Source organism: Cupriavidus sp. DB3 (assembly GCF_020418465.1).
GTDB lineage: Bacteria > Pseudomonadota > Gammaproteobacteria > Burkholderiales > Burkholderiaceae > Cupriavidus > Cupriavidus cauae.
In genome coordinates this window covers 1,279,739-1,293,793 of the sequence record NZ_JAIZPL010000001.1, presented here as the reverse complement: position 1 = coordinate 1,293,793, position 14,055 = coordinate 1,279,739, and the positions used below count along the sequence as shown (strand labels likewise).

The following is a 14,055-nucleotide window of genomic DNA, read 5'->3' as shown; positions in this document are numbered from 1 at the left end:
AGGTTGCCTGAGCGCGACGAGGGTCCCGCTGCGGCGGGGCCCTGAGCGCGCCCTACGCGCATGGCTCGAGCGCTACAAGGTCGCCTGAGCGTGACTGCGGCCGCGCGACGGCGGGGCCTTCAGCGCCTTCACGCGGCCGAGCCGGTGCCCCGCGCCTCCGCCTTGGCCGGGCGGCGCGCACCGGCCGTCGCGGTGCAGCCGATCGACGCGACGATGATGCAGCCGATCGCCAGCCACTGCGTGGCGCTCAGCTGCTCGTGCAGCATGACGAGCCCCGCCAGCGCCCCCATCGCCGGCTCCATGCTGAGCAGGATGCCGAAGGTCCGCCGCGGCAGCCGCTTGAGCGCGACCATCTCCAGCGAGTAGGGAATGGCGCTGGACAGCACGCCTACGGCCAGCCCGGCCAGCAGCAGCGCCGGGCTGAACAGCGCCGTGCCCGCATGGGCGAAACCGAACGGAAACACCACCAGCGATGCCATCAGCAAGCCCAGCGAGGTCGCCTGGCCGCCGTGGGCATTGCCCGCGCGTTGGCCGAAGATGATATAGAGCGCCCAGCCGACCCCGGCCGCGAGCGCATAGCCGATGCCGACCGGATCCAGATTGCCGGCATGTTCGCGCAACGGCAGCAGCAACAGCAATCCGATCACCGCAAAGGCGATCCAGAGGAAATCGATCGCACGCCGCGACGAGGCGATCGCCACGGCCAGCGGGCCCGTGAATTCGATCGCAATCGCCAACCCGAGCGGCACCGTCCGCAGCGACATGTAGAACATCAGATTGGTCGCACCCAACGCCGCGCCGTACAGCGCGATGGCACGCGCATCGGCCCCCTTCAGCGGCCACCGCCACGGCCGCCACGCAATCAGCAGGATCAGCGCGGAAAACCCGACGCGAAGCGCGGTGGTGCCCTGCGCGCCGACCGCATCGAACAGGCTCTTGGCAAACGACGTGCCGATGCACAGCGAGGCCATCGAACCCATCAGGGCAAGCACGGCGAGCAGGGTGGAACGGTCTTGGGAAGCGGGAGAGGACACGGTTTCTTGTTTTGTGGTCCGACGGGCGGGCCGATCGGGCTCTCGCCGCAACCATACCGGCGCGGCGGTGGATGAGGCGCAAGTGTAGTGGAAGGCGTGGGTATGGGACAGCCAGCAAAGCCGATTGGACCGAACCGGCGCTTACTGCGCCTCCGCACTCCCTGCCGGTCCTGCCTGCGTTGCCCCGTTCTGTTCGACCTGCTTCGCCTTGCGCATCCCTCGCAGATTCAGCGCGGCCAGCGCGAACTGCAGCACCACCAGCGCATAGGCGCTGGTGTGCAGGCCCCAGACGACCCACAGCACATTGCTGAGCAGGAAGACCCAGAAGCCGACCTTGCGGCGCGTGGCGATGCGCGAACCGATCAGCCAGGTGGCCGCGACGGTGATGGCCATCGCCGGCCATTGCAGCATGTCGATCCAGTCCATCGCCTCTCCTGGTTGCGTGTCGGCCCATGCAGGCCGAACGCCGCCAGCATAGGCCGGAGCGCCTACCGCGGGACACCGGCGTCGGGCCGCATCGGCTGTCAGCCGATTCCGACACCGGCGCCGCGGCCCGCAGCCCTCAGCTCGCGAAGGTGACGTAGCCCTCGGGCGAGATCGGCCAGGCCGGGTTGTAGGCCACCTCCCACAGGTGTCCGTCCGGATCGGCGAAATAGCCCGAATAGCCGCCCCACGGCAAGGCGCGCGCCGCCGATACCAGTTCGGCGCCGCTGGCCACGGCCTGCGCCATCAGGCGGTCCACTTCCTCGGGCGATTCGACGTTGTGGCCCAGCGCCGAGCCGCGTGCGCCGGGGCTCGACGGCCCATGGATTTCCGCCTCGAAGGAGGTCTTGTTCCATAGCCCGACGATGAAGCCGTTGAACTGGAAGAACGCGATGTCGCCGTTGTCGAATACCGGCGACCAGCCCAGCCCACCGCAATAGAAGGCCTTGGCGCGGTCGAGATCGGCGACGGGGAGGGTAACGACGGAGATGCTTTGCTTCATGATGGCCTCGCTGAAAAGGCTGCACGGCATGCCGATGGGGCAGCCGACACAGCGTCGAACGAAAAGGCTTCGCGCCGAGACCGGGGATGGACAGCAAGTCGACGTGTCGACGTGGACGCACGCGGCCCTGCCCACCGGATCTGCGGGCGAAGGTCGCGGGTCGGCGGGTGCCGACAGAACCCCTGATTCGGGGCGGGCGGACTAACCGATACCGCCGCTGTCTTTTTCGACGCCGCGATTATCCCGCACGAGGTCGGCACCCGCAAATTCCGCTTGCCTTCGCATGGAATGGCCTGAATGGCGCGCGGAATGGCACGCAAACAGCCCGGCTTTACATTTGCCAACCCCCCGCCTTAAATGTTCCGCACCAGCGCCCTCCGCCGATCCCGCCTTCTACCCTCATCCTCCCAGGTCCCAGACCCGATCGATCCGGGCACGCACACCACGTGATGGCCATCACCCCGCCACCGCGCGGCCCCAGGCCGGACAGCCTGTCGAGGGCGCTGCGTCAAAAGCAAGACGAGGTGCGCCATGACCAGTGTGACCAGGGAAACCATCGACCAATGGAAGTCGGGTATGCGGGGAGCGGTGTTGCAGGCAGACGATCCCGGCTATGAGGAAGCGAGAAAGGTGTGGAATGCCACGGTGGATTGCCGGCCGGGCGCGATCGCCCGTTGCGCCGGCGCCGCCGACGTCATCAGCGCGATCCGCTTTGCCAGGCAGAACGGCATGCGCGCGGCGGTGCGAGGCGGCGGCCACAACATCGCCGGCACGGCGGTCTGCGACGAAGGACTGGTGCTCGACATGTCGACCATGCGGTCCGTGGTGGTCGATCCGCAGGCGCGGGTGGCCTGGGTCGATCCAGGCGCGACGCTCGCCGATTTCGATCATGAGGCGCAGGCCTTCGGGCTGGCGACGCCGCTGGGCATCAACTCGACCACGGGCGTCGCGGGGCTGACGCTCGGCGGCGGCTTCGGCTGGATCAGCCGCAAGTACGGCACCACGGTGGACAATTTGCTGGGCGCGCACATCGTCACGGCGGACGGCAAGTTCCGCCGCGTCGATGCCGACAACGATCCCGATCTTTTCTGGGCCATCCGCGGCGGCGGCGGCAATTTCGGCGTGGTCACGCAGTTCGAGTTCGAGATGCATCCGGTCGGCCCCGAAATCTACGGCGGCCTGGTGGTGTATCCGTTCGAACAGGCGGCGCAGGTGTTCCCGCGCTATCGTGACTTCATCGAGGCCGCGCCCGACGAACTGACGGTATGGGCGGTGTTCCGGCTGGCGCCGCCGCTGCCTTTCCTGCCGGCCGAGGTGCACGGCAAACCGGTGATGGTGCTGGCCAGCTGCTATATCGGCCCGTCGGCCGATGGGGCGGACGCGGTCGCGCCGCTGCGCGAATTCGGCCAGCCCTATGGCGAGCACCTGGGCGCGATGCCCTATACCGCGTGGCAGAAGGCCTTCGATCCGCTGCTGACGCCGGGCGCGCGCAACTACTGGAAGTCGCACAATTTCGCGCGGCTGGACGACGGCATGCTGGCGGTGCTGAACGATGGCCTGGCGACGCTGCCGTCGCCGGAATGCGAGATCTTCATCGGCGCGCTCGGTGGGCATGTTGGCCGCGTGCCGGTGGACGCCACGGCCTATGCGCATCGCGATGCCAACTTCGTGATGAACATCCACGGCCGCTGGCAGCAGCCCGCCGACGATCAGCGCTGCATCCAGTGGACGCGCGGCCTGTTCGACGCGCTGACGCCGTTCGCATTGGGCAGCGTCTACGTGAACTTCCTCACGCAGGACGAGACCACGCGGGTGGATGCGGCCTATGGCAGCAACTATGCGCGGCTGGCGCAGATCAAGCGCGAATACGATCCGGACAATCTGTTCCGCGGCAATCAGAACATCCGGCCGGCGCAATAAGGCAACCACGCAACCACGCAACCACGCAACCACGCAACCACGCAATAAGGCAATCACGCCAGCGCGTTTCGCCGCGCCGCGCAGCTGGCGCGGCCTAGGCCGTCGCCACCCGCGGCGGCCGCGGCCGCGTCGCCACGGCGAACGCGATCTGCGCGAGGCCGGCGGCCAGGCCCAGCGATACGCCGACCTGCCAGGCCAGCGTGTACGAGCCGAGCGCGTCGAACAGCAGACCGCCGCCGAAGGCGCCGACGAAGCTGCCGATCTGGTGGCTGAAGAACGCCACGCCGCCCAGCATGGCCTGCCAGCGCAGGCCGAAAGTCTCCGCGATCCAGCCCGCCACCAGCGGCGCCACGCCCAGCCACAGGAAGCCCATCACCGCGGCGAACACCAGCGTGCTCTCGGGCGTCGGTGCCGACGAGAAGTACCAGGTCAGCGCCAGCGAGCGCACCGTGTAGATGCCGCCGAGCAGCAGCAGCTTGTTGACGCGGCCGCCGGCCCAGCCGAAGAACAGGCTGCCCAGCACGTTGAAGCCGCCGATCACGCCGAGCGCCTGCGCGCTGAGCATCGCGTCCATGCCGCAGACATCGAGATAGGACGGCAGATGCGTGGTCAGGAAGACCAGCTGCATGCCGCAGACGAAATACGCCAGCGCCATCACCAGGAAGGGCGCATGGCGCAGCGCGGTGCCCAGCGCCTGGCGTGCGTTCTGCTCGATCCCGGTGGTCGACACCGGCGCGGGCAGCCGGTCCACACGGCCGGCGAACCACGCGGCCGGCAGCATCGCCAGCGCCAGCACGACGAAGGCCGCCATGCCGACGCGCCAGCCGTAGCCCTGCGCGACGACCTGCCCGATCGGCGCGGCGATCAGCGCGCCCAGCGACCCGGCGGCCGACACGATGCCGAGCACCGTGCTGCGCAGCGTCGGCGAGATCGGACGGGCGGCGACCGCCATCGCGATCGCGCTGCCGGTGCAGGCCATCGAGGCGCCGATCGCGACGCCGGCGCCCAGCGTGACGCCGATCATCCCCTCCGCTCCGGCGAGCAGGGCCAGCCCCAGCACATACAGCGTGGCGCCGCTCATCATCAGCGGGCGAAAGCCGACCCGCACCGCCCACGCGCCGGCGATCGGCTGCAGCAGTCCCCAGGCGAGGTTCTGCACCGCGATCGCCACGGTGAAGTCCGATACCGAGATGCCGATGTCGCGCGTCAGCGGCGGCATGAAGATGCCCAGGCTCTGGCGCAGGCCCATGGCCAGGCTCAACATCACGGAAGCGCCGATCAGGATCGGCAGGGCGGGACGCAGTTCGCTGAGCAGCGAGGGGTTCAGGCGGGAGGAAGGCACGGCGGGGCTGTCTCGGAGAGATTTGTCGTTATGGGTATGGGGGACTGCGGTGCCCGGAAGGGCTTGCGGCGCGGCGGCGCGAGGCGGCGTGCGGGGCATGTCCAGGGACGACCGAGCGTAAGTCCGTCCGTTTGGGGGTGTCAATTTTTCTCAAAGACGGACCGCCGCGGCCGCATCGTGGAACGCGCGCGGCAGGGAGGGCGCGGCACGGAAATTGCAGCCGCCGCTCCGACATGACGACCTCGCTGCCCGATTCCATCCGGCGCCTGCTGCGCGAACGCTTCGACATCCGGCGGCTGCGCCCCGGCCAGGCCGAAGTCATCGACAGCGTGCTCCAGGGCCACGACACGCTGGCGGTGATGCCCACCGGCAGCGGCAAGTCGCTGTGCTACCAGGTGCCGGCGATGTGCCTGGACGGCCTGACGGTGGTGGTCTCGCCGCTGATCTCGCTGATGCAGGACCAGGCCGAGAAGCTGGAAGGACTCGAGCTGGATCCGGCGGTGGTCAACAGCGCGGTCGGCGATGCCGCGGCCGATGCCGCGCTGGACAGTCTGGCCCGCCGCGACGAGCGGATTGTGCTGACCACGCCGGAGCAGCTGCAGGACCCCGAAGTCATCGCGTCGATCCAGCGCAATCGCGTCGCCTTGCTGGTCGTCGACGAGGCGCACTGCATCTCGCAGTGGGGCCATGATTTCCGTCCCGCGTATCTCGGCATTCCCGATGCGGTGCGCGCGCTCGGGCGTCCGCCCGTGCTGGCGCTGACCGCGACCGCGACCGACGCGCTGATCCACGATATCGCCGCGCAGCTGGACCTGCAGTCGCTGTGCGTGGTCAAGGCCGGCCTGTACCGGCCCAATCTGATCTATGCGGTCCAGCATGTCGCCGGCGACGACGAGCGGCTGGCGCAGGTGCGCAGCCTGGTCGCGCGCGAGCCAGGCGCGGGCATCGTCTACACGGCCACGGTGCGCGAGGCCGAGCGGCTGCATGCCGGGCTCAAGGAGGCCGGGGAGGACGTGGCCCTCTATCACGGCCGCTGCACCGCCGCGCAGCGCCGCGACAGCCAGGGAGCCTTCATGGCTGGCGATTGCCGCGTGATGGTGGCCACCAACGCCTTCGGCATGGGCATCGACAAGCCCGATGTCCGCTTCATCGTCCATGCCCAGCTGCCCGGCAGCCTCGATGCCTATTACCAGGAGACCGGCCGTGCCGGGCGCGATGGCAAGCCGGCACGCTGCACGCTGCTGCACGACGAGCGCGACAAGCGCGTCCAGCAGTTCTTCTTGGCCAACCGCTATCCCGGCGCCGATACGCTCGAACAGATCGTCGCGGCGATGGGCGGCCGCCGCGATGCCGCCGCGCCGCTGTCGCTCGACGCGCTGCATCAGGCGTTGCCCAATGTGGCCCGGCGCAAGCTGCAGGTCGCGCTGACGATGCTGTGCGAGGCCGATATCGCGCGCCGCCACCAGGACGGCAGCTACAGCCGGCAGCCGGACAAGAACGATGCCGAGGCGGTGCGCAGCATCGCGGCGCAGTACGCCGAACGCAGCGACAAGGACCGCGCCACGCTCGAGGCCATGCTGCACTACGCTCGCAGCGGCCGCTGCCGCTGGGCGATGCTGCTGGAGTACTACGGCGAGCACGGCGGCCCGGAACGCTGCGGCACCTGCGACAGCTGCGTGCGGGCCGCCGAGGCCGCGCGCCATCCGGTCGAGCCGCTGCCCGAAACGAAAACCGGCGCCAGCGCGCCGCGTTTCGCCGAAGGGGACAAGGTGCGCGCCCGCCGTCATGGCGTCGGGACCGTGGTGGCGACCACGCGCGAACGCGTCGATGTGCGCTTCCCGGACGGCACGATCCGCCGCTTCGTGCCGCGCTATCTGAGGCGCGAGGCGTAGGCCGCCGCTCGTACGCGTGGCGGTCGCGGTCCTGTGGCGGCGCACGGAAGGCGCCTGAGCCGTGCCGGGCCATACATGACAAAACCGTCAGCCTGGCGCCAGCGGCTTGACCGGCAGCGACGGATAGCATCGGTGCCGCCCGATGTTCTCCGATTGCCGCCATGCCTGCCGACCCCGCCTTCGCCGCATCCCGTTCGCCGTCTTCACCGGCATCGTCTTCTTCGAGGCCGCCAGCCACCGCGCCGCTGCTGCTGCCACTGCTGCTGGCGGCATTGACCCTGGCCGCCTGCGGCAAGGAGCAGGCCCCCGCCGCCGCCCGGACCCCCGAGGTCGCCTATGTCACGCTGCGGCACCAGCCAGTGGCGCTCAGCACCGAACTGCCCGGCCGTACCGTGGCCTACCGCGTCGCCGAGGTTCGGCCGCAGGTCGACGGCATCATTCTGAAGCGGCTGTTCAAGGAGGGCAGCGAGGTCCGGCAGGGGCAGCAGCTCTACCAGATCGACCCGTCCATCTACCAGGCCGCGCACGCCAGCGCGTCGGCGACGCTGGAGTCCGCGCGGCAGACCGCGCAGCGCTACGAGCGGCTGGCGCGTGATCGGGCGGTGAGCCAGCAGGAATACGAGCAGGCGCGAGCGGCCTGGCTGACGGCGCAGGCGGCGGTGGACCGCGCGGCGATCGACCTGCGCTACACCCGGGTGCTCGCGCCGATCTCGGGGCGCATCGGCCGCTCCTTCGCCAGCGAGGGCGCGCTCGCCACCAACGGCCAGGCCAACGCGCTGGCCACCGTGCAGCAGCTCGATCCGATCTATGTCGATGTCACGCAGCCGTCGTCCGCGCTGCTCGGGCTGCGGCGCGATCTCGCGGCCGGCCGCCTCGAAGCCGCGGGGGACAACGCCGCGCGCGTGCGCTTGATCCTCGAAGACGGCAGCGAGTACGCCGAGCCGGGCTGGCTCGAGTTCACCGAGGTGGGGGTGGACACCGGCACCGGCTCGGTGACCTTGCGCGCGGTGTTTCCCAATCCCCGCCACGAACTGCTGCCCGGCATGTTCGTGCGGGCGCGGATGCAGCAGGGCGTGCGGCCCGCCGCCATGCTGGCGCCGCAGCGCGGCGTCACGCGCGACGCGAAGGGGCAGGCCACCGCGCTGCTCGTCAATCAGAACGACGAGGTCGAGCTGCGCCGGATCGAGGCCGAACGCGTGATCGGCGACAACTGGCTGGTCAGCGGCGGCCTGCAGCCGGGCGAACGGCTGATCGTCGAGGGGCTGCAATTCGTGCGGCCGGGCATGAAGGTGCGGCCGCTGCCGCTGACGGCGGTGGCGCCGGCCGACACGGCCAACACGGCCAACGCAAGCAGCGCGGCCAGCGCCGTCGTCTCCCAGCGTTGAACGGAGCGCCTCGATGTCCCGATTCTTTATCGAACGCCCCATCTTCGCCTGGGTCATCGCGCTGGTGATCATGCTGGCGGGCGCGCTGTCGATCGGCGCGCTGCCGGTGAGCCAGTATCCGGCCATCGCGCCGCCGACCATCGCGATCCAGGTCAACTACCCGGGCGCGTCGGCGCAGACCGTGCAGGACACCGTGGTGCAGGTCATCGAGCAGCAGCTCAATGGGCTGGACCGCCTGCGCTATATCTCGTCCGAGAGCAACGGCGACGGCAACATGACCATCACCGTCACCTTCGAGCAGGGCACCAACCCGGACATCGCCCAGGTGCAGGTCCAGAACAAGCTGCAGCTGGCCACGCCGCTGCTGCCGCAGGAGGTGCAGCAGCAGGGCATCCGCGTGACCAAGTCGGTGCGCAATTTCCTGATGATCGTCGGCGTGGTGTCCAGCGACGGCAGCATGACGCGCGAAGACCTCGCCAACTACATCGTCTCGAACATCCAGGACCCGCTGTCGCGCACGCCGGGCGTGGGCGACTTCCAGGTGTTCGGCGCGCAGTACGCGATGCGGATCTGGCTCGATCCGGCCAGGCTCACCGCCTACCAGCTGACGCCGTCGGACGTCAGGACCGCGATCCAGGCGCAGAACGTGCAGGTCGCGTCGGGCCAGCTGGGCGGACTGCCGTCGGTCGCCGGCCAGCAGCTGAACGCGACGGTGGTCGGCAAGACGCGCCTGCAGACGCCCGAGCAGTTCCGCGAGATCCTGCTCAAGGTCAACGGCGACGGCTCGCAGGTCCGGCTCAAGGACGTGGCCGAGGTCGGCCTCGGTGGCCAGGACTACAACATCAATGCGCAGTACAACGGCCGCCCGGCCTCCGGCATCGCGATCCGGCTCGCCAGCGGCGCCAATGCGCTCGATACCGCCAAGGCGATTCGCGCGACGCTGGGCGAGCTCGAGCCGTTCTTCCCGCCCGGCATGCAGGTGGTCTATCCGTACGACACCACGCCGGTGATCTCGGCCTCGATCGAGGGCGTGGTGCGCACGCTGCTCGAAGCGGTGGTGCTGGTGTTCCTGGTGATGTATCTGTTCCTGCAAAACGTGCGCGCCACGCTGATTCCCACCATTGCGGTGCCGGTGGTGCTGCTGGGCACCTTCGGCGTGCTGGCGGCGTTCGGCTATTCGATCAATACGCTGACGATGTTCGGCATGGTGCTGGCGATCGGGCTGCTGGTCGACGACGCCATCGTGGTGGTCGAGAACGTCGAGCGGCTGATGGCCGAGGAAGGGCTGTCGCCGAAGGAAGCCGCGCGCCGTTCGATGGGGCAGATCCAGGGCGCGCTGATCGGCATCGCGCTGGTGCTGTCCGCGGTGTTCCTGCCGATGGCGTTCTTCGGCGGCTCCACCGGTGTCATCTATCGGCAGTTCTCGATCACCATCGTGTCGGCGATGGTGCTGTCGGTGCTGGTCGCGCTGGTGCTGACGCCGGCGCTGTGCGCGACGATGCTGCGTCCGCTGCCGCAGCATGGGCAAAGGCAAAGGCAAGGGCATGGGCAAGGGCAAGGGCAAGGGCAAGGGCATGGGCATGGGCATGGGCATGGGCATGGGCATGGGCATGGGCATGGGCACGGCGCGCCGAAACGCGGCCCGCTCGGCTGGTTCAATCGCGCCTTCGACGCGGCCACGCGCGGCTACGAGCGCGGCGTGGTGGCGGTACTCAAACGCCGCGGCCGCTATTTCGCCGTCTACCTGCTGATCCTGGCGCTGGCGGCGTGGATGTTCACGCGGATCCCGACCTCGTTCCTGCCCGACGAGGACCAGGGCGTGCTGTTCGCGCAGGTGCAGACGCCGCCCGGCGCGTCGGCGCAGCGCACGCAGCAGGTACTGGACCGGCTGCGCGAGTATCTGCTGCAGGAAGAGGGCGGCGTGGTGCAGTCGCTGTTCACCGTCAACGGCTTCAACTTCGCCGGCCGCGGCCAGAGCTCGGGCTTTGCGTTCGTGCTGCTCAAGCCGTAGCACGAACGCATCGGCGAGGCGACCAGCGTGTTCGACCTGGCGCGGCGCGCGCAGGCGCGGTTCAGCGGCATGCGCGATGCGATGGCCTTCGCCTTCGTGCCGCCGGCGGTGATGGAGCTGGGCAATGCGACCGGCTTCGACGTCTATCTGCAGGACCGGGCCGGCGTCGGCAGGGAGGTATTGATGCAGGCGCGCGACCGCTTCCTGCAGCTGGCCGCCCAACGCCCGGAATTGCAGCGGGTGCGGATGAACGGCCTGAACGACGAGCCGCAATACCGGCTGCAGATCGACGACGAGAAGGCCCGTGCGCTCGGCGTGTCGCTGGCCGAGATCAACGGCACGGTGTCGATCGCCTGGGGCTCGAGCTATGTCAACGACTTCATCGACCAGGGCCGCGTCAAGCGGGTCTATCTGCAGGGCAGGCCCGACGCGCGGATGAATCCCGACGATCTGGCCAAATGGTTCGTGCGCAACGAGCGCGGCGCCATGGTGCCGTTCACCGCGTTTGCCAGCGGCAGCTGGGGCTACGGCTCGCCCAAGCTGCAGCGCTACAACGGCGTGGCGGCGATCCAGATCCTGGGCGAGCCGGCGCCCGGCCACAGCTCCGGCGAAGCGATGGCCGCGGTGGAGGCGATCATGGCGCAGATGCCGGCCGGCGTGGGCTACTCCTGGAGCGGACTGTCGTACGAGGAGCGGCTCTCGGGCGCGCAGGCTCCGGCGCTGTACGCGCTGTCGCTGCTGGTCGTATTCCTGTGCCTGGCCGCGCTGTACGAGAGCTGGACGATCCCGTTCTCGGTGATGCTGATCGTGCCGCTCGGCATCGTCGGCGCGCTGGCGGCGACGCTGCTGCGCGGCCTGCCCAACGATGTGTTCTTCCAGGTCGGCCTGCTGACGACGATGGGGCTGTCGGCCAAGAACGCCATCCTGATCGTCGAGTTCGCCAAGGCCCTGCAGGATCAGGGCAAGGGCATCGTCGAGGCGGCGATCGAGGCCAGCCGGATGCGGCTGCGGCCCATCGTGATGACCTCGCTGGCCTTCGTGCTCGGCGTGGTGCCGCTGGCCACGTCGGTCGGTGCCGGCTCGGGCAGCCAGCATGCGATCGGTACCGGCGTGATCGGCGGCATGATCACGGCGACGGTGCTGGCGATCTTCTGGGTGCCGCTGTTCTATGTCGCGGTGCATCGCTGGTTCGGCGGAAAGTACCGTCCGCAGGCCGGCGAAGCCTCGACCAGGACCGCGTGAAGAACCTTACCGCCCGGGTATTTGTTACTCACGGGCCCGGTGCGCGGGCGGGAGCCGATGCCGGCCGCACAGGCCTTCCTCCCGCCGCAAGCCCGCCCCGACGCGGTTTGCGGCCCCCGCTGCGCATGCGCCGCCGCCAATGGCAGGCTTCTTGCAGCTTCGGCTGCAGGCATCGTGACGAATGGAGGACACCATGGCACAGCAACCGCAAGGCGGAAAGGGCGGCAGCGGCGGGGGCCAGCAGAACCCCGGGCAGAATCCCGCCACCGATCCGGCGCAGCGCCCCGATCGCGAGGCCGCCAATACCGATGAGACCGTGCAGGCCGAGGAGCGCGCTGCGGGCGGCGCGTCGGGCGGCGCCGCGGGCGGCGTGTCCGGCAGCGGCAACACGCTGGGCGATGGCATGACCTCCGGCGGCGCGGAGAACGTCGAGGAGCGCAAGGTCCTCCAGCAAGGGGAGGACGGCCAGGACAGCCAGAACGACAACAAGGGAGACAAGGGCCAGCAGGGCCCCGTGAAGATCGCCGTCGCCGGCGACGAACACGGGGACGAGGACGCGACCAGCCAGTAGCAATGGATTGCCGCGGCGCACCGACGCAGGTCCACGGCGCGATGGGCGCCATGGGCCCTTTCGGCGCCGATGCGTCAGGCGTCAACCGCTGAGCAAGCAGAGGAGCACCCGATGAAAACCACCTGGGTCCTGGTGGCCGACGAGGCCATCGCCCGTATTCTCGAAGGGCACAAGCCCGGCCAGGAACTGGCCTGCATCGATGAACTGACCGACGCCGGCGCGCATGCCGATGCCGCCGATCTGCGCCGCGACGCCTATGGACGCCGCGCAGGCGCCGGAGCGGGCCCCGGCGCGGGGCCGGCCGTGGGCGGCGGCACGGGCCGCCAGCGTGCGCCGTCGAGCGTCACGTCGTCGGCCGGCGAGGACGAGCTGCATCTCGAAGCCGAGGGCTTCGCCCGGCGCGTCGCCGAGCATCTGGCCGAGGCGCTGCAGAAGCAGCGCTACGACGAACTGCGCATCGCCGCCGCGCCGCGCTTCCTGGGGCTGCTGCGCAAGCATCTGCCCGCGCAGGTCGCCAACGTGGTGACCGAGGAAGTCGACAAGGACCTGGTGCATCTGCCCGAGCGCGAACTGACCGAACGGCTGTTCGCCGCGAAGTTCGCCGGCGATCGGGCCGGCGGCCAGTCCGCCAGCTGAGCGCGAGGCCGCCATGCCGCGCCGCGTGGTGGGCGCGGTCCGTAATCTCTACGGACTGCTGAAGGACACGGTCAGCGCCTGGATCGACGATTACGCGCCCAGCATGGGCGCCGCGATCGCCTACTACACGGTGTTCTCGGTGGCGCCGCTGCTGCTGATCGTCATTTCGGTGGCGGGCGTGGTGTTCGGCGCCGACGCCGCACGCGGGGCCATCGTCGCCGAACTGCAGGGCTTTTTCGGCACCGAGGGCGCGAAGGCCATCGAGGACATGCTCGCGGCGGTCAGCGAACCGGCCACCAGCACGCTGACGGCGCTGGCCGGGCTGGTCACGTTGCTGATCGGCGCGACCACCGTGTTCGCCGAACTGCAGAGCGCGCTCGACCGCATCTGGCGCGTGCCGGAACGGCAGAAAACCTCGGGGTTGTGGGGCCTGCTGCGCGCGCGCGTGCTGTCGTTCGGCATGATCCTCGGCATCGGCTTCCTGCTGATCGTGTCGCTGCTGGCGAGCGCCGCGCTGGCGGCGCTGTCGCGCGGATGGGCGCCGCTGTTCGGGGAAGAGGAGGCGCTGGCCCATGCCGTCGATTTCGTCTTCAGCCTGGCGGTGATCACCACGGGCTTCGCGATGATCTACAAGATCATGCCGCGAGCCCGCGTGCGCTGGCCCGACGTCTGGCTGGGCGCGCTGGTGACCGCGCTGCTGTTTACGTTCGGCAAGTTCCTGATCGGCCTGTATATCGGCAAGACCGGCGTGGCCTCGGGCTACGGCGCCGCGGGTTCGCTGGTGGTGCTGCTGGTGTGGGTCTACTACTCCGCGCAGATCTTCCTGCTCGGTGCGGAATTCACCTGGCTGTATGCGCATCGCTACGGCTCGCTGCGCGGGCAGCAGCCGGCCGAACGGACGGTGCAGGTCAAGACCGGGCGCTTTGTCGAACGGCAGCCGGCCGAGCATCCCGGCGAGCGCTCGGGCCAGTCCTAGGCGCGGATCCGGCCGCCGCGGCGGCGGGACGCCATGGTAGAGTACCTGCGGCCGCTGCCCT

The 14,055-nt window shown here is 69.5% G+C and carries 10 protein-coding genes and 1 pseudogene; 7 read left to right on the top strand and 4 right to left on the bottom strand.

The annotated features are described in order from the left end of the window. Positions 1 to 128 precede the first annotated feature (128 nt). From K7G19_RS05550 to K7G19_RS05540, 3 genes are all read right to left on the bottom strand, one after another. Positions 129 to 980: a DMT family transporter gene (locus K7G19_RS05550; protein ID WP_226106350.1), complete on the bottom strand. Its 852-nt coding sequence runs from the start codon at positions 978 to 980 to the stop codon at positions 129 to 131. A 195-nt stretch (positions 981 to 1,175) separates the two neighbouring features. Continuing rightward, a complete protein-coding gene (locus K7G19_RS05545) occupies positions 1,176 to 1,460 on the bottom strand; it encodes a hypothetical protein (protein WP_149316322.1) in 285 nt (94 codons plus the stop codon). Positions 1,461 to 1,596: 136 nt separating this feature from the next. Then, positions 1,597 to 2,019 (bottom strand): VOC family protein, encoded by a 423-nt coding sequence (locus tag K7G19_RS05540; protein ID WP_223819542.1) that lies wholly within the window; start codon positions 2,017 to 2,019, stop codon positions 1,597 to 1,599. Between the two features lie 531 nt (positions 2,020 to 2,550). Here K7G19_RS05540 and K7G19_RS05535 point away from each other — a divergent pair. Then, complete coding sequence (locus K7G19_RS05535; protein ID WP_226106214.1) at positions 2,551 to 3,939, top strand: FAD-binding oxidoreductase; 1,389 nt, start codon at positions 2,551 to 2,553, stop codon at positions 3,937 to 3,939. Positions 3,940 to 4,033: 94 nt separating this feature from the next. Here the strand turns inward: K7G19_RS05535 and K7G19_RS05530 are convergent, their stop codons facing one another. Then, positions 4,034 to 5,203 carry an MFS transporter gene (locus K7G19_RS05530; protein WP_226106349.1) on the bottom strand — a complete coding sequence of 390 codons (1,170 nt, stop codon included), beginning with the start codon at positions 5,201 to 5,203 and terminating at the stop codon, positions 4,034 to 4,036. Between the two features lie 311 nt (positions 5,204 to 5,514). Here K7G19_RS05530 and K7G19_RS05525 point away from each other — a divergent pair, with 311 nt between their 5' ends. The 6 genes and pseudogenes from K7G19_RS05525 to K7G19_RS05500 all read left to right on the top strand — a co-directional run bounded on the left by K7G19_RS05525 (position 5,515) and on the right by K7G19_RS05500 (position 13,994). Then, positions 5,515 to 7,173 carry an ATP-dependent DNA helicase RecQ gene (locus tag K7G19_RS05525; protein WP_226106212.1) on the top strand — a complete coding sequence of 553 codons (1,659 nt, stop codon included), beginning with the start codon at positions 5,515 to 5,517 and terminating at the stop codon, positions 7,171 to 7,173. Between the two features lie 161 nt (positions 7,174 to 7,334). Beyond that, positions 7,335 to 8,558 (top strand): efflux RND transporter periplasmic adaptor subunit, encoded by a 1,224-nt coding sequence (locus tag K7G19_RS05520; protein WP_226106210.1) that lies wholly within the window; start codon positions 7,335 to 7,337, stop codon positions 8,556 to 8,558. Between the two features lie 13 nt (positions 8,559 to 8,571). Then, positions 8,572 to 11,811 (top strand): annotated as a pseudogene (locus K7G19_RS05515) (efflux RND transporter permease subunit). A 193-nt stretch (positions 11,812 to 12,004) separates the two neighbouring features. Next, positions 12,005 to 12,382: a hypothetical protein gene (locus tag K7G19_RS05510; RefSeq protein ID WP_226106208.1), complete on the top strand. Its 378-nt coding sequence runs from the start codon at positions 12,005 to 12,007 to the stop codon at positions 12,380 to 12,382. Between the two features lie 111 nt (positions 12,383 to 12,493). Further along, positions 12,494 to 13,018 carry a host attachment protein gene (locus K7G19_RS05505; RefSeq protein ID WP_226106206.1) on the top strand — a complete coding sequence of 175 codons (525 nt, stop codon included), beginning with the start codon at positions 12,494 to 12,496 and terminating at the stop codon, positions 13,016 to 13,018. Between the two features lie 13 nt (positions 13,019 to 13,031). Beyond that, entirely contained in the window at positions 13,032 to 13,994 is a 963-nt protein-coding gene (locus tag K7G19_RS05500) for a YihY/virulence factor BrkB family protein (RefSeq protein ID WP_226106204.1), read from the top strand. The last annotated feature ends 61 nt before the right edge of the window (positions 13,995 to 14,055 follow it).

What these genes read in the sequence shown, in the direction of transcription:
- K7G19_RS05550 (WP_226106350.1), bottom strand. Translation starts at nt 980, where the DNA reads ATGGGTTCGATGGCCTCGCTGTGCATCGGCACGTCGTTTGCCAAGAGC.
- K7G19_RS05545 (WP_149316322.1), bottom strand. Translation starts at nt 1,460, where the DNA reads ATGGACTGGATCGACATGCTGCAATGGCCGGCGATGGCCATCACCGTC.
- K7G19_RS05540 (WP_223819542.1), bottom strand. Translation starts at nt 2,019, where the DNA reads ATGAAGCAAAGCATCTCCGTCGTTACCCTCCCCGTCGCCGATCTCGAC.
- K7G19_RS05535 (WP_226106214.1), top strand. Translation starts at nt 2,551, where the DNA reads ATGACCAGTGTGACCAGGGAAACCATCGACCAATGGAAGTCGGGTATG.
- K7G19_RS05530 (WP_226106349.1), bottom strand. Translation starts at nt 5,203, where the DNA reads ATGTTGAGCCTGGCCATGGGCCTGCGCCAGAGCCTGGGCATCTTCATG.
- K7G19_RS05525 (WP_226106212.1), top strand. Translation starts at nt 5,515, where the DNA reads ATGACGACCTCGCTGCCCGATTCCATCCGGCGCCTGCTGCGCGAACGC.
- K7G19_RS05520 (WP_226106210.1), top strand. Translation starts at nt 7,335, where the DNA reads ATGCCTGCCGACCCCGCCTTCGCCGCATCCCGTTCGCCGTCTTCACCG.
- K7G19_RS05510 (WP_226106208.1), top strand. Translation starts at nt 12,005, where the DNA reads ATGGCACAGCAACCGCAAGGCGGAAAGGGCGGCAGCGGCGGGGGCCAG.
- K7G19_RS05505 (WP_226106206.1), top strand. Translation starts at nt 12,494, where the DNA reads ATGAAAACCACCTGGGTCCTGGTGGCCGACGAGGCCATCGCCCGTATT.
- K7G19_RS05500 (WP_226106204.1), top strand. Translation starts at nt 13,032, where the DNA reads ATGCCGCGCCGCGTGGTGGGCGCGGTCCGTAATCTCTACGGACTGCTG.